This window comes from Sphingomonas sp. PAMC26645, from assembly GCF_004795835.1.
Taxonomy (GTDB): domain Bacteria; phylum Pseudomonadota; class Alphaproteobacteria; order Sphingomonadales; family Sphingomonadaceae; genus Sphingomonas.
Genome location: NZ_CP039249.1, coordinates 1,106,754 through 1,131,184, shown reverse-complemented (window position 1 = coordinate 1,131,184; position 24,431 = coordinate 1,106,754). Strand labels below are relative to the sequence as shown.

At 66.9% G+C, this 24,431-nt stretch carries 15 protein-coding genes; 4 read left to right on the top strand and 11 right to left on the bottom strand.

What is annotated here, in order from left to right:
• The first annotated feature begins 121 nt into the window (after positions 1-121).
• A complete protein-coding gene (locus E5673_RS05385; protein ID WP_136189230.1) occupies positions 122-1,903 on the top strand; it encodes an ABC-F family ATP-binding cassette domain-containing protein in 1,782 nt (593 codons plus the stop codon).
• On the top strand, positions 1,900-2,244 hold the full coding sequence (locus E5673_RS05380; protein WP_247599593.1) for a hypothetical protein: 345 nt from the start codon (positions 1,900-1,902) through the stop codon (positions 2,242-2,244). The genes E5673_RS05385 and E5673_RS05380 overlap by 4 nt, the downstream gene beginning before the upstream one ends.
• Positions 2,245-2,288: 44 nt before the next feature.
• Here the strand turns inward: E5673_RS05380 and E5673_RS05375 are convergent, their stop codons facing one another.
• The 5 genes from E5673_RS05375 to E5673_RS05355 all read right to left on the bottom strand — a co-directional run bounded on the left by E5673_RS05375 (position 2,289) and on the right by E5673_RS05355 (position 9,971).
• Positions 2,289-3,092, bottom strand: a complete 804-nt coding sequence (locus E5673_RS05375) for a DUF815 domain-containing protein (protein WP_136189229.1) — start codon at positions 3,090-3,092, stop codon at positions 2,289-2,291.
• A 62-nt stretch (positions 3,093-3,154) separates the two neighbouring features.
• Positions 3,155-5,065: a tetratricopeptide repeat protein gene (locus E5673_RS05370; RefSeq protein WP_247599592.1), complete on the bottom strand. Its 1,911-nt coding sequence runs from the start codon at positions 5,063-5,065 to the stop codon at positions 3,155-3,157.
• A gap of 103 nt (positions 5,066-5,168) precedes the next feature.
• Positions 5,169-6,527: a PEP-CTERM-box response regulator transcription factor gene (gene prsR / locus E5673_RS05365; protein ID WP_136189227.1), complete on the bottom strand. Its 1,359-nt coding sequence runs from the start codon at positions 6,525-6,527 to the stop codon at positions 5,169-5,171.
• Entirely contained in the window at positions 6,524-8,563 is a 2,040-nt protein-coding gene (gene prsK, locus E5673_RS05360) for an XrtA/PEP-CTERM system histidine kinase PrsK (RefSeq protein ID WP_247599591.1), read from the bottom strand. The genes prsR and prsK overlap by 4 nt, the downstream gene beginning before the upstream one ends.
• A gap of 19 nt (positions 8,564-8,582) precedes the next feature.
• Positions 8,583-9,971, bottom strand: a complete 1,389-nt coding sequence (locus E5673_RS05355; RefSeq protein ID WP_136189226.1) for a TIGR03013 family XrtA/PEP-CTERM system glycosyltransferase — start codon at positions 9,969-9,971, stop codon at positions 8,583-8,585.
• Between the two features lie 161 nt (positions 9,972-10,132).
• Here E5673_RS05355 and E5673_RS05350 point away from each other — a divergent pair, with 161 nt between their 5' ends.
• Positions 10,133-11,221, top strand: coding sequence for a mannose-1-phosphate guanylyltransferase/mannose-6-phosphate isomerase (locus E5673_RS05350; RefSeq protein WP_136189225.1), 1,089 nt, complete (start codon positions 10,133-10,135; stop codon positions 11,219-11,221).
• A 45-nt stretch (positions 11,222-11,266) separates the two neighbouring features.
• Here the strand turns inward: E5673_RS05350 and E5673_RS05345 are convergent, their stop codons facing one another.
• The gene (locus E5673_RS05345) at positions 11,267-11,446 is read right to left on the bottom strand and encodes a hypothetical protein (RefSeq protein ID WP_132833366.1); all 180 of its coding nucleotides are present in this window, start codon (positions 11,444-11,446) and stop codon (positions 11,267-11,269) included.
• Between the two features lie 226 nt (positions 11,447-11,672).
• Between E5673_RS05345 and E5673_RS05340 the strand changes: the two genes are divergently transcribed.
• Positions 11,673-13,487, top strand: coding sequence for a DUF885 family protein (locus E5673_RS05340; protein ID WP_136189224.1), 1,815 nt, complete (start codon positions 11,673-11,675; stop codon positions 13,485-13,487).
• 465 nt (positions 13,488-13,952) lie between these two features.
• Here the strand turns inward: E5673_RS05340 and E5673_RS05335 are convergent, their stop codons facing one another.
• The 5 genes from E5673_RS05335 to E5673_RS05315 all read right to left on the bottom strand — a co-directional run bounded on the left by E5673_RS05335 (position 13,953) and on the right by E5673_RS05315 (position 24,413).
• Positions 13,953-16,256, bottom strand: a complete 2,304-nt coding sequence (locus E5673_RS05335; protein WP_136189223.1) for a glycoside hydrolase family 3 C-terminal domain-containing protein — start codon at positions 16,254-16,256, stop codon at positions 13,953-13,955.
• 86 nt (positions 16,257-16,342) lie between these two features.
• Complete coding sequence (locus E5673_RS05330) at positions 16,343-19,882, bottom strand: hydantoinase B/oxoprolinase family protein (RefSeq protein WP_136189222.1); 3,540 nt, start codon at positions 19,880-19,882, stop codon at positions 16,343-16,345.
• Between the two features lie 7 nt (positions 19,883-19,889).
• The gene (locus tag E5673_RS05325) at positions 19,890-20,954 is read right to left on the bottom strand and encodes a PLP-dependent cysteine synthase family protein (RefSeq protein ID WP_136189221.1); all 1,065 of its coding nucleotides are present in this window, start codon (positions 20,952-20,954) and stop codon (positions 19,890-19,892) included.
• Positions 20,955-20,962: 8 nt separating this feature from the next.
• The gene (locus E5673_RS05320; RefSeq protein WP_136189220.1) at positions 20,963-22,996 is read right to left on the bottom strand and encodes a M3 family metallopeptidase; all 2,034 of its coding nucleotides are present in this window, start codon (positions 22,994-22,996) and stop codon (positions 20,963-20,965) included.
• A gap of 10 nt (positions 22,997-23,006) precedes the next feature.
• Entirely contained in the window at positions 23,007-24,413 is a 1,407-nt protein-coding gene (locus E5673_RS05315) for an L-serine ammonia-lyase (RefSeq protein ID WP_136189219.1), read from the bottom strand.
• Between the last annotated feature and the right edge of the window lie 18 nt (positions 24,414-24,431).

The window sequence follows — 24,431 nt, the reverse complement described above, 5'->3', positions numbered from 1 at the left end:
GGCGGTGGCATAGGCCTCCCGCATTGAACAGCCTGTGAATGATCGCGACAGGCCGCGGACAGCACGAAGCCCGCGCGGTGTAACTTGCCTGCATCACTTCGCCCCCCTACGTGGCGCGGACATGGCAGCACCAATCTTAGCATTCGAAGGCCTCGGACTCGTCCAGGGCTCGGGATGGCTCTTTCGCAATCTCGACATCCATATCGGACCGCGCGACCGGCTCGCGCTGATCGGCCGCAACGGCGCCGGCAAGACGACCTTGCTCAAACTGCTCGGCGGCAGCGTCCAGGCGGACGAGGGACGCAGGACGATCGTCCCCGGCACCCGCGTCGTCATCCTCGAACAAGAGCCCGATCTGCGCGGCTTCGCGACGTTGCGCGATTACGTGATGGCGGGCGACGATGCGCCGGTGAACTACGAAGCGGATTCGATCGCCGACCAGCTCGGCATCGACCTGTCGCGCGAGGCGGCTTCCGCGTCGGGCGGCGAGCGGCGTCGCGCGGCGATCGTCCGCGCGCTGTCGCAGGACCCCGACGTGCTGCTGCTCGACGAGCCGACCAACCATCTCGACATCGGTGCGATCGAATGGATCGAGGACTGGCTCAAGCGCTTCCGCGGTGCGTTCGTCGTGATCAGCCATGACCGCACCTTCCTGACTCGGCTCACCAAGCAGACGCTGTGGCTCGATCGCGGTGCGATCCGGCGCGCGGAAATCGGTTTCGGCGGGTTCGAGGCCTGGACCGAGCAGGTCTATGCCGAGGAACAGCGCCAGGCCGAGAAGCTCGACGCGCGGCTCAAGCTGGAGGAGCATTGGCTGCTTCGCGGCGTCACCGGGCGGCGCAAGCGCAATCAGGGCCGCCTCACCAAGCTGCACGAGATGCGCGCCGAACGCGCCTCGATGATCGGGCCGCAGGGCTCGGCGAACCTGACGACCGCCAGCGACGACACGAAGTCGAAGGTCGTGATTGACGCCAAGAACGTCACCAAGGTCTACGGCGACCGCACGATCATCGGCGACCTGACGCTCCGTGTAACGCGGGGCGACCGCATCGGCATCGTAGGCCGTAACGGCGCGGGCAAGTCGACCTTGCTCAAGCTGCTGACCGGCGAGATCCAGCCCGACAGCGGCTCGATTAAGCTGGCCCAAACCCTGGATGCGGTCGTGATCGACCAGCAACGCAGCCTGATGGCGCCCGAGAAGACGGTGCGCGAAGTCGTCGTCGACGGCGGCGAATGGATCGACGTGCTCGGCGTGCGCAAGCACATCCACGGCTATCTGAAGGACTTCCTGTTCGACCCGAACATGGTCGACGCGAAGATCGGCTCGCTGTCGGGTGGCGAACGCTCGCGCCTGCTGCTGGCACGCGAGTTCGCCAAGCCGTCCAACCTGCTGGTGCTCGACGAGCCGACCAACGATCTCGATCTCGAGACGCTCGACCTGTTGCAAGAAGTGATCGGCGATTACGACGGCACCGTGCTGATCGTCAGCCATGACCGCGACTTCCTTGACCGCACCGTGACGATCACGCTCGGTCTCGACGGTTCGGGCACGGTCGACGTGGTCGCGGGCGGCTACGAGGATTGGGAAAAGCGTCGCGTGTCGACGACCACAGGCAAGCGCGCTTCGAAGAAGGTCGCGGCGACCGCCCCTGTCGCTGCCGCCCCCCGCGCGAAACTGACCTACAAGGACCAGCGCGACTATGAAATGCTGCCGAAGCGAATCGAGGAACTCGACGCGCAGATGGCAGCCGATGCGGTCAAGCTGGCGAAGCCCGACCTCTACATGCGCGACAATGCGACGTTCGCGAAGCTGACCAAGGCGATGGATGCTGCCCGCGCCGAAAAGGAGGCCGCCGAGCTGCGTTGGCTCGAGCTTGCAGAAATGGTTGAAGGCACATCTTGAACTATATTTCGCTGGACGTTTCTGTCTTAGGTCAATACGGGAACCACCGTGCAATTGCTGCGTTGCGGCAGTTCTGTTTGTTTAATGCGGAGATGTATATGAAGCTCAAGGCCCTTACCGGCGGCGCACTTGCCGTTGCAATGATGACCACCTCGGTTGCAGCGTCGGCTGCTCCTGCCAGCCTGTCGGTTGCGAACGCACGCGTTGGCTCGGCAACGTCCGGCAAGAACGAGCTCGCAGGCGGCGGCGGCATCTTCGCCCTCCTGATCGTAGCTGGCGTTGCAGCGATCGGCGTTATCGCCATCGTCAACGACAACAACGACGATTCGGACAGCAACTGATGTTGCCGGGCCGGTGCTTCGGCACCGGCCCACCGTTTTTGAGATTACAACGCCTTGCCGGCCCGACCGGCTAGATCGACTATATATTGCCACGCGACGCGGCCCGATCGGCTGCCCCGACGTGTAGCCCAACCGATGGCCTCGCCCGGTTCGAACTCCAGATCATGTGTCACCGCATAGGCCGCAACGATCGCAAGATACCCTTCCTGATCAAGTGCATGAAAGCCAAGGCTGAGGCCAAAGCGATCCGACAGCGCCAGATGATCGTCCGCCGCATCGCGCGGATTGATCGCACTTTCCTGTTCGGCGATGTCCCGCGGCGCCAGATGCCGTCGATTGGCGGTCACCAGCAATCGGACATTGGCAGGCCGGGGTTCCGCCCCACCCTCCAGCATCGACCGAAGCGCCCGCGCCTCGGCCGGAACGTCGAACCCAAGATCGTCGACGAATACGACGAACGCGCGCCTCACCTGCGTCAAGGCCGCGAACAGCGTCGGCAACCCGGCAAGCTCGGTGACCTCGACCAACGCGATATCGCCGCCCGAACCCTGGACGTCCGCCACCGCACTTTTGACAAGCGCCGACTTGCCGGTTCCCCGTGCGCCCCACAGCAGGACGTCCTGCGCGGCATGACCCGCCGCGAGGTGGCGCAGATTGGCCAGCAGCGACGCCTTCTGGCGATCGACACCGATCAGCATATCGAGCGGCAACGGCGCAAACCCGCGCGCGGGCTGGAGCACCCCACCACGCCACACATACGCAGGATGCGCGCGCGGATCGGCGGCCGGCGGCGGGGGTGGCGACAGGCGCTCGAGTGCGGCGGCGATGCGGTCCAGCGGATCGGTCATGCGCGGCTTCTGACGACACGCCTTCCCAGAGGCAAGGGTTCCGAAGGCAGGACCGGTAGCGTTCAGCCAAGCTGGCGGCGGTGGCCTGCAATCACCGCATCACCCGGGGCGAGTCGGACCGCCTTGTCGAGCAACTGGCGCGCGCCACCGACGTTCCCGCTCGCCGCCAAGGCGATACCGTAGGCATCCGCCGCAGCTGCATTCATCGGCGCGAGACTATACGCAGCGTTACCGTAGCGAGCCGCAATGGCGCCGTCGTCGCTACCCGCATAGGCGAGCGCAAGGTCGCTTAATATGCCACCATCCCGGTTGCCGACCCTTCGCCGCACCCCCTCCAGCGTCTCGATAGCCTTGTCCCAATCCCCGGACGCGACCTGCCAGTGGCCCAGGAGACGGAGCCCGGTCAGGCTTTGCGGGTTCTGCGACAGATACAGCGCCAGCGAAGCCGCAGCGTCCTGCGTGCGCCCGGCTCGACCAAGCGCATCGACCAGACGCAACATCGTCGGTTCGTCGAACGATAGATCCGCTGCACGCGCATAGACGCCAGCCGCCTCGGGATAGCGCCCGGCAACAACCAGTGCGTCCCCAAGTGCCAGTTGCGCGGCAGGTGCGCCGGGGCTCGCCGTGACGAGCGCACGCGCCCGAGCAATCGCGCCGGCAGTATCCCCACGCGCGATCTGGCCGCGGATCACCCCCAGCACATAGGTCGGGTCGTTCGACGCAGCATCGGCAACGGCCAACAATGCGCCGACCGAATCGTCCGTACCGAAGATCCCACTGGGCGCCGTCCGCCCCCCCGCTTCACGATCAAGGAATTGCGCCGCGGTCGAGGTATCCCCGGTCGCGTCAAACGCCCGCGCGATCGTCGTCAGCGCGTAACTGTCCGCGTCGGCGCGCAGCCCGATCGGCCTCAGCACGCCTAGCGCGGCCTGCGCGTCCCCAGACCGAAGCAGCGCCGCGCACAGCAGTCGGCGCGCGGTCACGTTGAGTGGCTGGATAGCGACCAACTGTCGCCACGTGACCGCCGCCTGTTCGAACTTGCCTTCCGCATAGTCGAGACTGCCCGACAGCAGCATCGCACCCGGCAGGCCGGCAACCGCGCTACCGGTTCGTTGCAGCAGCCCGCGCGCCAGATCGATTCGTCCGGCGCGCGCCGCCAATACCGCCTGGAGGTACAACGCCTGCGGGCTGCCCGGCCGCGCCAACAGCGCGCGACGCGTCGCCGCCAGCATGTCGGCATTCCGACCCGCCTCGCCCAGCGTCGCCGCATATTCGATCAGCGCGGGGTGATAATACGCGTCGCGCTGCAACGCCGCCTCGAACCACGGCAGCGCGGCAACCAGGCCGTAGCGGCTGCGAATGACCTCCCCCTGCAACGTCAGCGCCGCAGGTTCGCCCCGCGCCAGCGTCACCGCGCGCGCCGCCGCGACCGACGCGCCGCCGACATCGCCCGCCGTCAACCGGATACGGCCGAGATCCGTCCACGCCGCGCCATCGGTAGGCGCCTGCTCGAGCAGCGCCCGAAGCACCGCCTGCGCCTCTACCGGCTTGCCTTGCGACGCCAGCGCCCGTGCCTGAATTCGCGCAGCGTACCCAGCATACCGCGGTTGCGCCTGCGCCGCCTCGTCGATCGCGCCATCGGGGTCGCCCTGCAGCAATCGCGCATGTGCCTGAAGCTGATGCAGGCGATCCGCGGGCAACCCCGCGTCGGTCGCCCGCGCCAGTTCCGCCTCCGCCGCAAGCCCGTCGCCCAGTTCGAGATACGCGCGCGCCAGTACCGCATGCGCGATCCCCAACGTCGGGGCAGCCTTGATCGCGGCCTGCGCGTTGGTGCGGGCGGCACTGTAGTTTCCTGCTGCCAGCGTCGTCAGGCTGTCGACTAGCGACCGACGGGCATCTGGCCGCGGCGGACGAGTCGCGAGGGCGATCGCGATACCGACGATCAGCAGACACAGGACGCCGATCGCAACCAAGCGTGTATATCTCGCGGTAACGACGCCGCGCATTTTCAGGCGCCGACGCCGGCCCCGGCTCAGCAACGGATAACGATGCGTGTGCGTCGCCGCGGATCCGGTCTCAGGCATGGAGATCATAGCTTTTCAGGAGGTCGTACAAGGTTGGACGGCTGATCCCGAGCAACCGCGATGCGCCGGAGATATTGCCGTTGGCCCTCGCCAGCGCCTGGCGGATCGCCTTCCGGTCGGCGAGTTCGCGGGCGGCGCGCAGGTTGAGCGCGGCGGCCTCCTCGCCCTTGCCGTCGAGGTCGAGATCGGCCGCCGTGACGAGCTTGCCATCGGCCATGATGACCGCGCGCTTGATCCGGTTCTCCAGCTCGCGGACGTTGCCCGGCCAACCCCAGCCGTCGATCGCGGCACGCGCATCGGGGGCCAGGCCGGTGACGACGGGGTTCATCGTGCGAGCATAGCGCGTGACGAAGTGCCGCGCGAGCAGCACCGCGTCGCCGGTCCGCGCGGCCAATGCCGGTATCCGCACGACGATCTCCGCGAGCCGGTAATACAGATCCTCGCGGAACCGCCCGTCCGCGACCATCGCGTCGACATTCTGGTGAGTCGCGCAGACGATCCGCGTATCGACCGGGATCGCTTTGCGCCCGCCGACCCGCTCGATCACGCGCTCCTGGAGGAACCGCAACAGCTTCACCTGGAGCGCAAGCGGCACGTCGCCGATCTCGTCGAGGAAAAGCGTGCCGCTGGCGGCCTGCTCGATCTTGCCCTCGGTTGTCTTCACCGCGCCGGTGAACGCGCCCTTCTCATGACCGAACAGCTCGCTTTCGAGCAGCGTCTCGGGGATCGCGGCGCAGTTGATCGCGACGAAATTCCCCCGCGACCGTGGCGACGCGTCATGCAGCCCACGCGCGAGCAGCTCCTTGCCGGTACCGCTCGCGCCGAGCAGCATCACCGAGACGTTGGCGGGCGCGACTCGCTCCAGCGTGCGCGTGACCACCGCCATCTCGGGCGAAGCGCTGATCAACCCGCCGAACCCGCCCGCGTCGATCCGCGCGGCAAGCCTGCGGTTCTCGGTCGCCAGCGCATGGACATGAAACGCACGGCTGACGATCATCCCGAGCGCATCGATGTCGATCGGCTTGGCATAGAAGTCCCAGGCGCCATCCGCGATCGCCTGCAACGCACTTTCGCGCGCGCCGTGCCCGGAGGCGACGATCACCTTGGTATCCGGCTTCATCGCGAGGATGTCGCGCAGGGTGGCAAACCCTTCGGTGACTCCGTCCGGATCGGGCGGCAGGCCGAGGTCCAGCGTGACGACCGCAGGCTCATGCGCGCGCACCGCGTCGAGCGCCTGCGCCCGATCGCTCGCGACGACGATCTCATAGCCCTCATACGCCCAGCGCAATTGCCGCTGCAGACCGAGGTCGTCCTCGACGATCAGCAGGACGGGGCGCTCGTTTCCGCTCACGCCGCCACCTCCAGCGCCGCGACCGCGGGCAGCAGGATGCGGAAGCGCGTGCCCTCTCCCTCCCGGCTGGCGACGTCGAGCGCGCCACCCATCGCGTGCACCAATTGTCGTGCCTCGAACGCGCCGATCCCGAAGCCAGCGGGCTTGGACGACACGAACGGCTTGAACAGCTGGTCGCGGACAAAGCCCGGCGTCATGCCACAGCCATGGTCGATCACGTCGATCGCCACCTGCTCGCCGATCGTCTCGACTGCCAACAGGATGGGCGCATCCGCAGCGCTAGCCTCGACCGCGTTCTGGACGAGCTGTCCCAACACCTGTTCGAGTCGGGCCGCGTGCCCCAGCGCGCAGGCCGGACCGCCGCGCGCGACAATGGGGTGCTGCGACTTGCGATCAGCCGCGACTCGCTCGACGATGGTGGCGACGTCGATCGGCTGAAGCGGTTCGCCCCGGACGGGTCCGTGCTGCGAAAGGCGGGCGAGCAACGCGTTCATGCGATCGGACGAGTCCTTGAGGGTGGCGACCATGTCGACGCGGAAATCCGGATTGTCGGCGTGCCGCTCTGTGTTGCGTGCAACCAGCGTCAACTGGCTGACGAGGTTCTTGATGTCGTGCAGGATGAACGCGAACCGTCGATTGAACTCATCGAACCGCGCTGCATCCGCCAACGCCGCATGCGCGCGATCCTCGGCAAGGTAACTCGCCGCCTGCCGACCCGCGACCCGAAGCAGGTCGAAATCCTCCCAGTCGAGCGCCCGGTCGACCGGTGGGCGCGCCAGCACGATCGCGCCAACCAGCGCGCCGCCGTGCACCAGCGGCACGATCGCCCACGCCTCGGGACAGTCGCGGAGCCAATCGGGAACGCTCGTCACGTCGCCGCCTGGCGCGGTGCCGGCGCGGACGCGGTCCAGTTCGACGATCCGCGCGTCCTGCGCGAGATACCGCGCCAACGTCTCATCGCGTGGACCATCGGCGGCTCCCGCCCAGTTCCACGTCGCGCCTGGCCCCAACGATGCCCCGTCGGGCACCAGCAACAGCCCCCCGGGCGAGTCGGTCAGGTCGGCGATCGACTTTACCACGCGACAGTCGAGCGACTCCGCACCGGAATCGGGTCGGCCCAGCGTATCGGTGAAGCGCTGCCACTCGGCGCGGTAGTCATAGCGATGGCGAAACAGATGCTTCGCCACCTTTACCTTAGCCCATGCCCGCAACCAGGGCGTCGACAGCAGCGCCACCACCATCGCCGTCGCGCCGAACACGATCGCCGTCTGCGCCACCCGCGCATAGGGCCCGGCAAGGCTGGCGACGATGGCGGTCGCAAGCGCGGTGATGCCCGCGTAGAGGACCAGCGCGATCGCCGACAATGCACGCACCGCGATCGGCCGCGACAAGGCGAGCGTCCACTCGCCGCTGCGATGCACGCCGACGACGAGCATAGCCGCGACGCCGATCATCACGACACCCCGCGCGACGAACGCGGTCGGCGCCGCCACCGTCGAGGCATAGGCCAACGCCGCCACCAACAGGTCGACGCCCCACATCGCCGCAAGCGCCAGCATCACCAGCCGGACGCCGCCCCGCGATGCCGGCGCGGCCTGATACAGGTGATGCGTGAGGACCAGCGCGCTCACCGCCCCCATCATGCCGAGCATCGCGCGCGCGGACGCGACCGCAGCGAACGCCTCGTCGTGTAGGACGGCAACTTCCACGAAGGCGAGCAGCGCCGCCGCACCGGCGAGCGTCATCACCACCAGATACACCGCGTCTAGCGCCCGGTTGCCCGTATGATCGCGCCGCACCATTGCCAGCATGAACCCGAGCCAGGCGACATCGCGAACGCTCGCCGCGACGCGAGTCGCGATGTCCTGCGCCCCGATCCCCGCGACCGCGAGCGCCCACAGGCTGGTCGCGACCAGCGCCACCAGCAACGCGCGATGCGGCCAATGCCCGCTCGGCCGCCGCATCTGCCCAAGCGCCACCGCGCCGAACAGCAACGCGGCAAGCGCATGGCTCCACAGGACCAGGGTCGCGATCACGCGCGGTCAGCTACAAAGATCACCGCGCGCCTGCCGGCCACAACACCACGCGGAGCGTCTGCAACAGGATCAGCATGTCGAGGAACGGCGAATAATTCTTCGCGTAATACAGGTCGTATTCGAGCTTGTGGCGCGCATCCTCGATCGACGCGCCATACGGATAATTGATCTGCGCCCAGCCGGTGATCCCCGGCTTCACCATATGCCGCTCGGCGTAGAACGGCAGTTGCTCCTCCAGCTGCTGGACGAACTGCGGCCGTTCCGGACGTGGGCCGACGAAGCTCATCTCGCCCTTCAGCACGGTCCAGGTCTGCGGCAGTTCGTCGATCCGCACCTTGCGGATGAAGCGACCGATGCGCGTGATCCGCGGATCGTCCTCCGCCGCCCAGACCGCCTTGCCCGCGACCTCCGCATCCTGCCGCATCGACCGCAGCTTCAGGATATCGAAGCCCTCATTGTAGAGCCCGACGCGACGCTGGCGATAGAAAGCGGGACCCTTCGACTCGAGCTTGATCGCGATCGCGGTGAGCAGGATGATCGGCAGCGTGACCACCAGCAGCAGTCCGCTGGCGACGATGTCGAACGCGCGCTTGAACACGCTCGACAGCATTCGGCTGGAGGCGAACCCATCGGAGAAGATCAGCCAGGACGGGTTGACGCTCTTCAGGTCGATGCGTCCCGTCTCGCGTTCGAGGAAGCTCGATATCTCGCTGACCTGCACGCCGGTGGTGCGAACCCGGAGCAGATCCTTCATCGGCAGGGCGTTGCGGCGTTCGTCGAGCGCCAGCACGACCTCGCTCGCATTCTGGTCGACGATATGCGCGGCAAGATTGGGGATGTCGGCCCGCGGCATCGCATTCTGGACGACCGGCTCGACCTCACCCATGCGGACGAAGCCGGCGACGACGAAGTTCACGCCGGGTTGTGCGGCCAGCGTCTCGATCCGCGCGGCGCGCGTGCCGGCGCCGAGCACGACGATCCGCCGCTTGAACGTCTCGCCGCCGAGCGTCTTGCCAAGCACCGCACGAACCGTGACGAGCAGGACGGTGGCGATCACCGTCGCGTACAACAGGTTCGATCGCCACAACGCGAGCGGGGGGACGAGGAAGAAGATCAGCGACAGGAACATCACGCCCAGCGACAGCGCCACCGCAAGCCGCGCAGCGGCAAAGCGTAGCGACAGGAACGATGCGACGCCGTACGCCCCGACCGCGACCAGCGAGACCTGCAATGCGAGCGCGAACGTCAGCAACTGCGCGATCCGGGTGTGGATCGGCCCGACCTCCATGCCGATCTGATGCGCGCGGACGATCCAGCCGATCTCCGCAGACGCGATCAACAACACCGCATCGACAAGGCCGAGCAGGAGGACCGCATAGGGTACGTAATGCTTGAAGAGCCGTATCATCGTCCGCTATCCCGACGCACCAGTGTAAACGCTTCCGACACCTGAACGCCACGTTTCGCAGTAAAACACCAAAAAAGCCTGAAGACAGCATAGCAATCCGATCATTCGGCGATTGGCGTGCGAAATTGCCACGTTATAGCTCGGCGCCAGCAGGAGGCTTCATGACCGCACGTAAGATCGTTCCCGTTATTCTTTCAGGCGGTTCGGGCACGCGCCTTTGGCCGATGTCGCGCCCTGAGATGCCCAAGCAGATGCTGGCGCTGACCGCGGACGAAACGATGCTGCAGCTGACCGCGGGCCGCGCGTTCGGCGAGCGCTTCGCCGCACCGATCGTCGTCGCCAATGCGCGTCACGCGGACCTCGTCGAGCAGCAGTTGGCCAATGCCGGCGCGACCCCACAGGCGTTGATCCTCGAGCCGATCGGCCGCAACACCGCGCCCGCCATCGCGCTCGCCGCGATTGCCGCCGGTGGCGGCGGCGACGCGCTGCTGGTGATGCCGTCGGATCACGTCATCGGCGATGTCGCGGCCTTCCACGCAGCGATCGAGGCGGCGATGCCGCTCGTCACGCAAGGGTGGCTCGTCACGTTCGGGATCGCACCCGATGCGCCCGAAACCGGCTATGGCTGGATCCAGATCGGCGACGAGCTTCAGCCCGGCGTCAACCGCGTCGCGCGGTTCGTCGAGAAGCCCCCGCTCGACAAGGCGCAGTCAATGCTCGCCAGTGGCGATCACGCCTGGAACGGTGGGATCTTCCTGTTCCTCGCCGACGCCTACCTCGAGGCGCTCGCACAGTTCGATCCGGGCATCCTCACCGCCACGCAGGAGGCGATGGACAAGGCACGCACGCAGGGCACGCGCATCTATCCCGACGCAGCCGCCTTCGCCGCCTCGCCCGACGACTCGATCGATTACGCAGTGATGGAAAAGGCCGACCGGGTCGCGGTCGTGCCGGTCGCGATGGGCTGGAACGACGTCGGCAGCTGGGACGCGCTCCACGCGATCAGTGACACGGACGGCGACGGCAACGCGCACCGCAGCCACGGCGACGGCGATGTGCTCGCGATCGACACGAAGAACTGCTTCGTCCGCAGCGACGGCGTCCGCGTCTCGCTGGTCGGCGTCGAGGACCTGATCGTGGTCGCGAGCGGCAATGACGTGCTGATCATGCCACGCGGCCGCAGCCAGGAAGTGAAGAAGCTCATCGAGGCGATGAAAACCGCTGCGAAGAACGCCGCGCCGACCAACTGAGGTCAGGATACAGGATCGGTCCGGCTGCACGCCGGGCCGATCATATTACGGTTTCTTGCGGGTCTTCGGCACCTGCGACAGGCGCGTCAGCAGCGTCGGGATGTCCTCGGTGATCATCGTGTCCGTGGGAGTCTGCCAGGACGAGCGCAATCTTTCGCCGACATCATGCAATCGTGCGCCGGCTTCACGCCTGCCGGCTTCACGCCTGGATGTCTCGTCTCGCACGTCTACCTCACCTACGCATACACCCGACGGCATCCTTCGGGGGGTAAGGACACCGCCGGGCTCTCGGGTCAAACCGACGATATCCGCGCTTGTTCCGGCAGTTTCCCGCGGTTTTGCCATATGCGCATGTTCCGGCCGCAGACGCGTCGAAATTCCAGTTTCCGAAGCGCTGGCGATCCGGGCGGAGATCGGCTTAGATGCGCGAAAGTTCACGGGAGAATTCGTCATGGATCGTCGCCAGTTCCTCGCATCGGGGGGCGTCGCCGCGCTCGCCACAACGCTGCTGCCGTCGTCGGCCTTCGCGCAGTCGAGCGGCGACACCGCGCTCAACGCCGATTTCGAGCGAATCTTCCAGGCGAGCGTCGCGCGCTCGCCCGAACTCGCGACGTCGCTTGGCCTCGACAAGGGACCGCTAGCATCGCTGAAGGGGCAATTGTCGCCACGCACACCCGACAAGCGCGCGCGCGACGTCGCCGAGACCAAGGCCGCGCTTGCCAGTCTCGCTCGCTACGACGGCACAGGCCTGTCACCTGCCGCCAAGCTCAACCTCGAAGTCGTGCGCTATTCGCTCAATACGCAGATCGCCGCGCCCGAGAAATTCGGCATGGACAGCCCGATCCGTCCCTACCGGATCTTCCAGCAGGGCGGCGCCTATTTCCAGGTGCCCGACTTCCTCAACACCGCGCACACGATCAACGCCACCCCGGATGCCGAGGCGTATCTGTCGCGGCTCGACCAGTTCGGCACGGTGCTCGATCAGGAGAGCGCGATGCAGCAGGCAGAGGCGGCACGCGGCTTGCTCGCACCCGGCTGGTCGCTCGACCTGACGCTGGGCCAGATGCGAAAACTGCGCGGCCAGCCGGCGGCGACGTCGAGCATCGTCCAGTCGCTGGTAAAGCGCGCGGCGGCGAAGGGCCTGACCGGCGACTGGCAGGCGCGCGCCGCCAAGATCGTCGACGCGAAAGTGTATCCCGCGCTCGATCGCCAGATCGCGCTGATCGAGCGGCTGAAACCGATTACCAAGCCCGGCGACGGCATCTGGCGCGTGCCCAACGGCGACGCGATCTACGCGATGGCGCTCAACCAGGCGACCACCACGACGATGAGCCCCGACGAGGTCCACCGCATCGGCCTAGCGCAGGTGGCGGAGATCACCGCGCAGCTCGACACCATCCTGAAGTCGCAGGGCTTCACGACCGGCACGGTCGGTGAGCGGCTCGCGAAACTGAACGTCACGCCGGACCAGCTCTACGCGAACACCGCGGAGGGCCGCATCGAACTGATCGCCGGCCTGAACGACGGCATCAAGGCGATGTACGCCAAGCTGCCCCAGGCCTTCTCCGAAGTGCCGACGCAGCCGCTCGAGATCCGCGCTGTCCCGGTCGAGATCCAGGACGGCGCATCGAACGGCTATTACAACCGCGCCTCGCTCGATGGCAGCCGTCCGGCGATCTACTTCGTCAATTTGAAGGACGTCGGCGACTGGCCGAAATACACGCTCCCATCGCTGACCTATCACGAGGGCGTACCGGGGCATCACCTCCAGATCAGCCTCGCGCAGGAATCGAAGGACATCCCGACGCTTCGGAAGATCGGCTTCTTCTCGGCCTATTCGGAAGGCTGGGCGCTGTATGCGGAGCAACTCGCCGACGAACTCGGTGCCTATGCGTCGCCGCTGGAACGCGCCGGCTATCTCCAGTCGTTCCTGTTCCGCGCAACGCGTCTGGTGGTCGATACCGGCATTCACGCGAAACGCTGGAGCCGCGAGAAGGCGACCGACTACATGGTCGCGACGACCGGCTTCGCCCGGCCCCGCACGCAACGGGAAGTGGAACGCTACTGCACGCAGGCAGGCCAGGCCTGCAGCTACAAGGTCGGCCACATGGCCTGGACGCGCGCACGGATGAAGGCAAAGGCGGCGCTGGGCGACAAGTTCGACCTGAAGCAGTTCCACGACATCCTGAAGGAAGGCGCAATGCCGCTCACGATCCTGGAACGCCGCGTCGACGAGCGGATCGCGGCGCTCCGAGGGCGGGCTTGACATCTGTCGGTTGATCCTCCCCCTCCAGGGGGAGGTATCGCTGAAGGTGACGGAGGGGGAGGACACGCAACCCCGGTGATTCCTTACCTCCCCCTCCGTCTGGCAAGCGCCAGCCACCTCCCCCTGGCGGGGGAGGATCAGGTGGATCGATCGGGATCGCTTCGACCCTTCCCTCTCCCAACGAGAGAGGGGACGAATACGGTACGACGTAAGGGGGGTCTTCGCCCGGCGACGGACCCTTCAACCTATGCCGCTTTCCGGCAGCGTCGCCTCACCCGATCTGCGTCGAGTCATGCACCCTGCCCCACACCGTTCGTGCCGAGTAGAGACCGAGTAGCCCCCTTGGGCGTATCGAGGGCTCGTATCGAGGTACAGGTTCCGCGCGACACCCCGTCCTTCGATACGCCGTCTCGATACGCTCCTATGAAGCTACTCGCCGCCTGCTCAGGAGGAAACGACGAGCCCTCACGTCCCCCCACGATCCAGCGTCTGCGCCGCAACCCGCACCGTCACCGTCTTCACGACATCCGCCGCCGACGTCGCCAACATCACCTTGTAATCCCCACCAGCGATCTTCCACCCACCGCTCGCGACATCGAACGTCGCCAACAATCGCGGATCGATCGTCACCGAAACAACCTGCTCGGAACCCGGCGCGAGATCGACCTTGCGGAAAGCCCCGAGCCGCTTCGGCGCCTCCCAGCCAGCACCCGACACATAGACCTGCGCAACCGCCTTGCCCTGCACCGCACCAATATTGTTCACCGAGAACCCGGCCTTGATCCCCTTGCCCTGCGGCGCGGCGGTCAAACCACCCATCGCGAAATTCGTATAGGAAAGCCCGTAGCCGAACGGAAACAGCGGCTTCGCGCCGGTCTTGTCGAACCACTTATAACCGACTGCCGCACCCTCGATGTCGTAATTGCCCATCGGATGCGAATCGCGGTCGAGCTTGGGATCACCTTCGAGCTTCGGGCGCGGGATCTGCGCGAGCGACGCCGGGAAGGTCGCGGGCAGATGCCCCGACGGGTTGACCTCGCCGGTCAGCACGCGCGCGATCGCCTCGCCGCCAGCCGTACCCGGATACCACGCCTCCAGCACCGCCCCGACCTTGCCCAGCCAGGGCATCACCACCGGCCCGCCGGTTTCGAGCACCACCACCGTCTTGGTGTTCGCGCGCGCAACCGCATCGATCAGCGCGTTCTGGCCAGCCGGCAGGTTCAGGTCAGGCACGTCGAACGACTCGCCGGTCCACTGCTCACCGAACACCACGACGACGTCCGCTTTCCGCGCCGCCGCGGCAGCCGCCTTGACGTCCTTGCCGTCGAGATACGTCACCGTCGCGCCGGTCCGCGCCTGCAACGCCTTCATCGGCGACGACGCGTGATACGTCTTCGGCCCCGGGAACCCGCTCGGGAACTCGTCTGCCACGATCAGGCCATTGGTCGGGGCATTATGCGAATAGACCTGCGAAGACCCACCACCCGACAGCACGCCGACATCCGCGTGCGCGCCGATCAACAGGATCGACTTGGCCGTCTTGGCGATCGGCAACAGCCCCGCGGTGTTCTTGAGCAGGACGATGCCCTCCTCCGCATCCGCGCGCGTCACCGCGGCATGGGCGGCGTAGTCGATCTTCGTCGCCTGGTCGCCGTTCACGACGGTGTCGAACGCGCCGACCGAGACCATCCCCCACAGGACGCGCCGCGCCATGTCGCTCGCGCGCGCCTCGGTCACGTGTCCATTGTTGACCGCCTCGCGCAGCGCATCCGCAAAATAAGCCGAGCGATCGAACGCCCAGCCCGATTGCTGGTCGAGCCCGGCATTGGCCGCCTCGCTGGTCGAATGCGTCGCGCCCCAGTCGGACATGACATAGCCCTTGAAGCCCCAGTCGCGCTTCAGCACCGTGTTGAGCAGCCAGTCGTTCTCGCACGCATAATGGCTGTTCACGCGGTTGTACGAGCACATCACCGAGCCGGGCTGGCCGACTTCGTTGGCGATCTCGAACGCGAGCAGGTCGGACTGGCGCGCAGCCTGTTCGCCGATCTTGTGATCGATGTTGTTGCGGTTCGTCTCCTGCCCGTTGAACGCGTAATGCTTCATCGTCGAGACGACGTGCTGCGACTGGATCCCCTTGATCTCGTGCCCGGTAATGACGCCCGCCAGCAACGGATCCTCACCGCCATATTCGAAATTGCGGCCGTTGCGCGGCTCGCGCGTCAGGTTCATCCCGCCCGCAAGCTGCACGTTGAAGCCCGACAGGAACGCCTCGTTGCCGATCATCGCGCCACCGGCCTGCGCGAGTTCGGGGTTCCAGGTCGCCGCGGTAGCGATCCCCGAGGGCAGCGAGGTGCGCAGGCGCGGCGTCGGCCCGCGCTGGCTGGCGACACCGACGCCAGCATCGGTCTGCCACTGGCTGGGGATGCCGAGCCGCGGGATACCCGGCACGATCCCGGCGGACGCGGCCAGCCCGTCCTTCGGATAGACCCAGTTCTTGATCGGCGTTTTCAGCCAGTCTGCATTGGTCGCAAAGTAACCAAAGGTGAGCTGCAGCTTCTCGTCGAGCGTCATCTCCTTGAGCAACAGGTCGACGCGCGCATCGGCCCCCAGCGCAGTGTTCATCCACGGCCGCGCCTTGGGAGCCTCGGTCCGCGCCGCCGCCGCACCGGGTGCGTTGTTGGTCGTCTGCGCCACGGCGGGCGCAGCGATCGCCAGCACCGATCCCGCGAGCAAACGGACGAACAGGGCGCGGGAACGAAATGCGGTCATGGCTTCACTTTCACGGTGATCTTGTGCGGACCGTGTGTGACGCGTCCGTCCCGTCGCTGCAACCAGTCGTCGTATCGGGCGACGGATCAAATGGGTCCGAAACCACCGCCACCGGGTGTTTCGATCACGAACACGTCGCCCGGCCGCATATCGACCTTGGCGGTGGAGCCAAGGTGCTCGACGTGGCCGTCAGCTCGCTCGACGGTGGCAGAACCCAGCCCACCGTCTTTGCCGCCCGCCATCCCGAACGGGGCTACGCGACGGCGGTTGGCGAGGATGCAGGCAGTCATGTCCTTGAGGAACCGGACTCGTCGCGTCGCGCCGTCGCCGCCGTGGTGCGCGCCTGCCCCGCCCGAGCCGCGGCGGATCGAGAATTCCTCCAGCAACACCGGGAAGCGCGTCTCAAAGATTTCGGGGTCGGTGAGGCGGCTGTTGGTCATGTGCGTCTGGATCACCGACGCGCCGTCGAAGCCGGGGCCAGCACCTGCTCCTCCCGCAATAGTCTCGTAATATTGGTGCGTGTCGTTGCCGAAGGTGAAGTTGTTCATCGTCCCCTGGCTCGCCGCCATCGCACCGAGCGCGCCGAACAGCGCGTCGGTGACGACCTGGCTTGTCTCGACGTTGCCGGCGACGACCGCGGCGGGATAGCGCGGGTTGAGCATCGAGCCCTCGGGCACGCGGATCGTCACGCCCCGCAGGCAGCCGTCGTTGAGCGGCACGGCCTCGTCGATCAGCGCACGGACGACATAGAGGACGGCGGCACGGACGATCGAGACGGGGGCGTTGAAGTTGGTCGGGCGCTGATCGCTGGTGCCGGCGAAGTCGACCTCCATGGTCGCAGCTTCCCGGTCGACGCGGACCGCCACGCGCACGACTGCGCCGTCGTCCATCTCGTAGGCAAACGCGCCGTCATCGAGCGTTGCTATCAGGCGCCGGACGGCGGCGTCGGCATTGGCCTGGACGTGTTCCATGTAGGCCGCGACGACGTCGGTGCCGTACTCGTCGGCCAATCGCGTGAGGCCGGTCGCACCGCGCGTGCAGGCCGCCAACTGCGCGGCGAGATCGGCTATGTTCTGGTCGATATTGCGCGCGGGATAGGGGCCGGACGCGAACACCGCGCGCATGTCGGCTTCGAGGAAACGTCCTTCGTCGACCACCAGCACGTCGTCGAGCAGCACGCCCTCTTCCTCGACCGAGCGGCTTTCGGGCGGCATTGATCCTGGGGTGATGCCGCCGACGTCCGCATGATGACCGCGGGCTGCGACGAAGAACGCGGGCGCATCGTCGTCGCCTGCGAAGACCGGCATGATCACGGTGATGTCGGGGAGATGCGTGCCGCCACGATACGGCGCGTTGAGCGCATAGGCGTCGCCGCGGCGGATACCGCGGCCGTCTGCGCCGCCGCCGCGTGCGTCGATGATCGTGCGGATGCTTTCGCCCATCGACCCCAAATGGACCGGGATGTGTGGTGCGTTGGCAACGAGGTTACCGTGCGCGTCGAACAGCGCGCAGCTAAAGTCGAGGCGCTCGCGGATGTTGACCGATGCGGCGGAGCGCTGGAGTGCGGCGCCCATCTCCTCGGCGATGCTCATGAACAGCCCGGCGAAAATCGCGAGGCGCACCGGATCGGATTCGGTGCCGATACTCGCGCCGACACGGGGCGCGATGCGGTCGAGGATCAGGTTGCCGATCGGGTCGACGCGCGCGCGCCAGCCCGGCTCGACGATGGTGGTCGAGACGCTGTCGAGGATCAGCGCAGGTCCGTCGATGGCGTGTCCGGTGGGCAGGCCTTCGCGGGCAAGGACGGGCGTGTCGTGCCATACACCGGCCATATAGACGGGGGCGACGGACAGGGGCGCGGCTGGCTCTTCGGGGAGCGCGACGAGCGCGGCGGCAATCGGCGGACTCTCGGCGATGGCTTCGGCAACGATACGGTCGGCGATCAGCGGTGCTTCGCTGGCGAACCCGAACTGGGCGATATGTGCGGCATCGAACGCGGCGATCATCGCTGCCGGTTCGTCGAGATCGAGTTCGATGGTGTGGTCGGTCTGGCCTCGGCGCAGATGCACGCGGCGTTCGATCCGGACGTCGTCCGCCGTGACGCCCTGGGCTACCAGTGCTTCGCGCGCAGCCTCCGCTAGCCCGTCCAACGCTTTGACGATCTCAGCGTAATTCGCGAACGACGCACCCGACGTAGCCTCGCGAAGGATCCGGCGATCGGCCAGCCCCATGCCGTACGCCGACAGCACCCCGGCCAGCGGGTGGATCATCACGCGGCCCATCGCCAACGCATCGGCGACGAGGCACGCATGCTGCCCCCCGGCTCCACCGAAGCAGGCGAGCGTATAACGCGTCACATCATGCCCGCGCGCGACGGAAATCGTCCGGATCGCATTCGCCATGTTCGCCACCGCGACCGCGACGAACCCTTCGGCCGCGATGTGCGGATCGAGTGGCAATTCCGCGAACCGCGCCGCTACCGCCTCGGCATCGAGCGGCTGGTCGCCTGCCGGCCCAAACAGCGCCGGGAAGAATTCGGGGCGCACTTTGCCGAGCATCACGTTGCAGTCGGTCACCGTCAGCGGCCCGCCGCGGCGATAACACGCCGGCCCCGGCACCGCGCCCGCGCTCTCGGGGCCGACGATCAGCCGCTCGCCATCGAACCGGCAGATCGAGCCGCCGCCTGCCGCAACCGTGTGGATCCGCAGCATCGGCGCCCGGATGCGGGCGCCTGCAATCAGCGTCTCGGTGTCGCGCTCGTACGTCCCGGCGTAGTGCGAGACATCGGTCGAGGTGCCGCCCATGTCGAAGCCAATGACGTGCTCGAACCCGGCCTCGCGCGCGGTCGCGGCCATGCCGACGATGCCGCCCGCCGGCCCCGACAGGATGGCGTCCTTGCCGCGAAAGCCTGCGCCGTCGACCAGTCCGCCCGACGACTGCATGAACAGCGCGCCCTGCCCCAGCGCGTCGCTCAAGCCTGCGACATAGCGATCGACGACCGGCGACAGATACGCATCGACGACGGTCGTATCGCCACGCCCGATCAGCTTGATCAACGGCGCGACACGGTGACTGACCGAGATTTGCGTGAAGCCGATCTCGGCCGCGATTGCCGCCAGCGCTTCCTCGTGCGCGGTGAAGCGATAGCCGTGCACAAGAACAATTGCGACAGCGCGCAAGCCGCTATCGAATGCCGCCTGCAATCCCACGCGCGCCGCATCGACGTCGAGCGGACGGAGCACGTCGCCCTCGGCCCCGACCCGCTCGTCGATCTCCACGACATGCGCGAACAGCGGCGGCGGCCGGTTCACGTCGCGCGCGAAAATATCGGACCGCTCTTGATGACCGATCAGCAGCGCATCGCCGAACCCGCGGGTGATCGCGAGGCACGTCGGCTCGCCCTTGCGCTCGAGCAGCGCGTTGGTCGCGACCGTCGTCCCGATCCGCAGTTCTAGGGTTACATCCGCCCCGTTGGTCAGCCGCCGAATCGCCTCGACCGCCGCATCACCGTAGCGTTCGGGATCTTCCGACAGCAGCTTGGCGGTGACGATCCGCCCGTCCGGTCGCCGCGCGACCACATCGGTGAACGTGCCGCCGCGGTCGATCCAGAACTGCCATGCGGTCATCGGTTACTCAGCCCAGAAAAGCGGTCATCCGTGCGGCGGCATCGGTCCACGCCACCTGGCGCTCGTCGAGCCATGCATCGTTGTAATAAGTGCAGCCATAGCGGTCGCCGCCATCGCACAACAGCGTGACGATGCTGCCCGTCTCGCCCGCCGCGGCCATCTCCTCGACGATCTGCGCGCAGGCCCAGAGGTTGGTCCCGGTCGAGCCGCCGACGCGCCGCCCGAGCCGGTCGGACAGCGCGCGCATCGCCCCGATGCTGTCGGCATCCTCGACCGCGATCATCCGGTCGATGACGCTCGGCACGAAGCTCGGCTCGACGCGCGGCCGCCCGATCCCCTCGATCCGCGACGCGCACCCTTCGGGCAACGCGACCACCGAGCGGTCCTCGAAATGGCGATGGAACACCGAGTGCACCGGGTCCGCGACGCACAATCTGGTGTCGTGCCGGCAATAGCGGATGAAGCGCCCGATCGTCGCCGACGTGCCACCGGTGCCCGCGCCGCAGACGATCCAGGACGGACACGGATGCTCCTCCTCGGCCATCTGCGCGAAAATGCTTTCGGCGATGTTATTGTTGCCGCGCCAGTCGGTCGCGCGCTCGGCATAGGTGAACTGATCGAGATAATGCCCGCCGGTCTCCGCCGCCAAGCGGTGCGAGACCGCGTAGACGGTGCGCGGATCGTCGACCATGTGGATCTCGCCGCCGTGGAAGCGGATCGCGTCGAGCTTGGGCTTGGCGGTCGTCGCGGGCATCACTGCGATGAACCGCAGCCCCAGCATCCTGGCGAAATACGCCTCCGACACCGCGGTCGATCCCGACGAGGATTCGATCACCGTCGTCTCCGGCCCGATCCATTCGTTGCACAGCGCGTACAGGAACAGCGAGCGCGCGAGCCGGTGCTTGAGGCTGCCGGTCGGATGCGAACTCTCGTCCTTCAGGTAGAGGACGATACCGGGGTAGCGCGGCAAATCGACGCGGATCAGGTGCGTGTCGGCGGACCGGTTATAGTCTGCCTCGATCCGCCGCACCGCCTCCGACAACCAGCGCCGGTCGACGCGTTTCCCCGTCATTGCAGGCGTCATTGCAGCCCGTGACGGACCAGCATCGCGGTCGGCTCTGGGTCACGCCCACGGAATGCACGGAAGCTGTCCGCCGCCGGACGCGTTGCCCCTCGCGTGAGCACTTCCTCGCGGAACCGGTCGCCGGTCTTGCGATCGACCAGGCCGGCCTCGGCGAACGCCTCGAAGCCATCGGCCGCCAGCAACTCTGCGTAGAGATAGCTGTAATAGCCCGACGCATAGCCGCCAGCGAAGATGTGGCTGAACGCGTGCGGGAAGCGGTGCCATGCTGGCGGGCGGATTACCGCCACCTCGTCGCGCACCGCCTCGATCACCTCGATCGGATCGCTGCCCATCGTGCCCAGATGCAGCAGCAAGTCGAACAGCGCGAACTCGACCTGGCGCAGGATGAACATCCCCGCCTGGAAATGCCGCGCCTTCACCATCCGCTCGAACAGGTCGGCGGGGAGCGTCTCACCGGTCTTGTAGTGGCCGGACATGCCGGTCAGCACGTCCTTGTCCCAGGCGAAATCTTCCATCAGCTGGCTCGGCAGCTCGATCGCGTCCCACTCGAAGCCGTTGGTGCCGGCGATGCTCGGCCGGTTCACCTTGGTGAAGAGGAGGTGGATGCAGTGGCCGGTCTCGTGCAGCAGCGTGGTCACGTCGTTGTGGCTCAGCAGCGACGGCGTCTCGCCCCCATCCGGCGCAAAATTGCAGACGAGATACGCGACCGGCACCGTCACGGTGTTGCCGTCGTGCAGCCGTGGCCGCGCCTGCGCCATCCACGCGCCACCACGCTTGCCGGTACGCGCGTGCAGGTCGAGGTAGAGCCCGGCAAACACCGTCCCGCTCTCGTCCACCACGTCGAAGAACCGCGCATCGTCATGATACAGCGACACGTCGTCGCGCTCGACGAGCTTGATGCCGAATAGCCGCTGCATCAGCGTCTGCCAGCCCTCCATCACGCGCTCGACCGGGAAATACGCCTTTACCACCTGCGCATCGACCGCATAGCGATCCTGCCGCAACCGGTTCGACACGAAGCCCGCATCCCAAGGCTCGAAATCGGCGATCCCGAGCTGCTCGGCCGCAAACGTCTTGAGCTCGGCAAGGTCGCGCTCCGCCGCCGGCTTCGCGCGCCGCGCCAGATCGCGCAGGAACGCGATCACTTCGGCGCCGTTCGGAGCCATCTTGGTCTCCAGCGACCACGCGACCGGATCGGTGAAGCCGAGCAGCTTCGCACCCTCATGCCGCAGTTCGAGGATCCGCGCGATCCGGGCGCTGTTATCGAACTCGCCCGCGTTCGGCCCCTGATCCGACGCGCGCGTCGCGAACGCGCGGTACATGCGGGCGCGCAACTCACGGTTCTCGGCGAAGGTCAGCACCGCGTTGACGCTCGGCTGTTGCAGCGTGACCAGCCAGCCTTCCTGCCCCTTCGCCTTGGCGGCATCCGCGAACATCGCCTTGTCCGCATCCGAGATGCCGGCAAGATCGGCCTCGTCCGTCACCAGCTCCGACCACGCGTCGGTCGCATCCAGCACCGCGCTGCCGAACTCGTTCGACAATCCCGACAGCTCGACCGAAATCTCGCTGAACCGGTCGCGCGCCTCGGGCTCCAGCGCCACGCCCGACAGCGTGAAGTCGCGGATCGCCTGCTCGACCGCTACCCGATCCTCGACGGCCAAGTCGGCAAACTCGGGCGACACGCTCAGCGCCACGAACACCTCGTACAAATCGCGGTTCTGCCCGACCTTCATGTCGTTCTCGACGAGCCGCTTCTGCCCCTCCGAATACGCCGCGCGCAGTTCGGGCGTGTCCGCGACGCCGTGCAGATGCGACACCGCCGACCAGATCGCGCCGATCTCGGTATTCGCCCGCTCGTACGGCAGCCACGCGCCCGCGAAATCGGTCGGCCGCGCGGACGTCAGCGCTTCGACCATCGCCTCGTGCCGCGCGATCGCCTCGTCGAGCGCAGGCGCGATCTGGTCGGGCGACAGTTCGGCGAAACGGGGCAGCGACAGCGTATCGAGAAGCGGGTTCGTCGGGGCAGTCATGGGAAATCCTTCAGCATTCGACGACGTTGACGGCCAGGCCACCAAGCGACGTCTCCTTATATTGCGAGCGCATGTCCTCACCGGTCTGGCGCATCGTCTCGATCACCGCATCAAGGCTGACGATATGGCGACCGTCCCCCCGCAGCGCCAGATACGCGGCGTTGATCGCCTTGATCGCACCCATCGTATTGCGCTCGATACACGGGATCTGGACCAGCCCGCCGATCGGATCGCAGGTGAGGCCGAGGTTATGCTCCATGCCGATCTCCGCCGCATTCTCGATCTGCGCATTGGTCCCGCCGAGCGCGGCGACCAGCGCGCCCGCCGCCATCGAGCACGCCACGCCCACTTCACCCTGGCAGCCCATTTCCGCCGCGGAGATCGAGGCGCGCTTCTTGTAGAGGAACCCGATCGCCGCCGCGGTCAGCAGGAAATCGTGTGCGCCCTTCGCCGTCGGGTCCTTGGTGAACGTCTCGTAGAAGCGCAGCACCGCCGGCAGCACGCCCGCCGCGCCATTGGTCGGCGCGGTGACGACGCGGCCACCCGCGGCATTCTCCTCGTTCACCGCGAGCGCATACAGGCTCACCCACTCGAACACCGCAGAAGGATCCGCCGCGGTATCGCGTGCCTGCAACCCCTCGAATAGCGCCTTCGCCCGCCGCGGCACCTTCAGCCCACCAGGCAGGATACCGCCCTGCCGACACCCGCGATCGATCGACGCGAACATGGCGCCACGCACCGCATCGAGGAACGCATCGGTCTCGCTCTCCGGCCGCCACGCGATCTCGTTCTCGCGGACGATGTCGGCGATCGTCATACCCGTCGCATCGCCGGTCGCAAGCAGTTCCGCCCCCGACGAGAACGGTCGCGGCAACAGGATGTTCGCCTTCACCGGCCCCGAGCCAGCCTCGACGATCGCGCCGCCACCGATCGAGAAATAGGTCCGCTCGACAGTGCGCCCGTCGCCGAGCGAGGCGGTGAACGTCACCGCGTTGGGATGTCCCGGCAGGAACGTCTGCGCATGAAACAGGAGGTGCTGGCTCTCCTCGAACCCGATCTCCACCCGCTCGGCCAGCATCAGCCGCCCGCTCGACCGGATCGCCGCGAGCCGCACCGGGATCAGGTCGGGATCGATCGTCTCGGGCTGCGCGCCACTCAGGCCCAGCATCACCGCACTGTCGGTCGCATGCCCCCGCCCGGTCAACGCCAGCGAACCAAACAGGTCTACGCGTACCGCCACTGGCTTCTCGTCCGCGACCAGATCCGCGAACAGCCACGCCGCGCGCATTGGCCCGACGGTATGCGAACTCGACGGCCCGATCCCGATCGTGAACAGGTCGAGGATGCTGATCGCCTGGTGGCAATCGGGACGAGCGCGAGTCTGCTCGTCCGGGCGATCAAAGGTCAGCGGAGTCATGCATCGCCGTTACGAGAC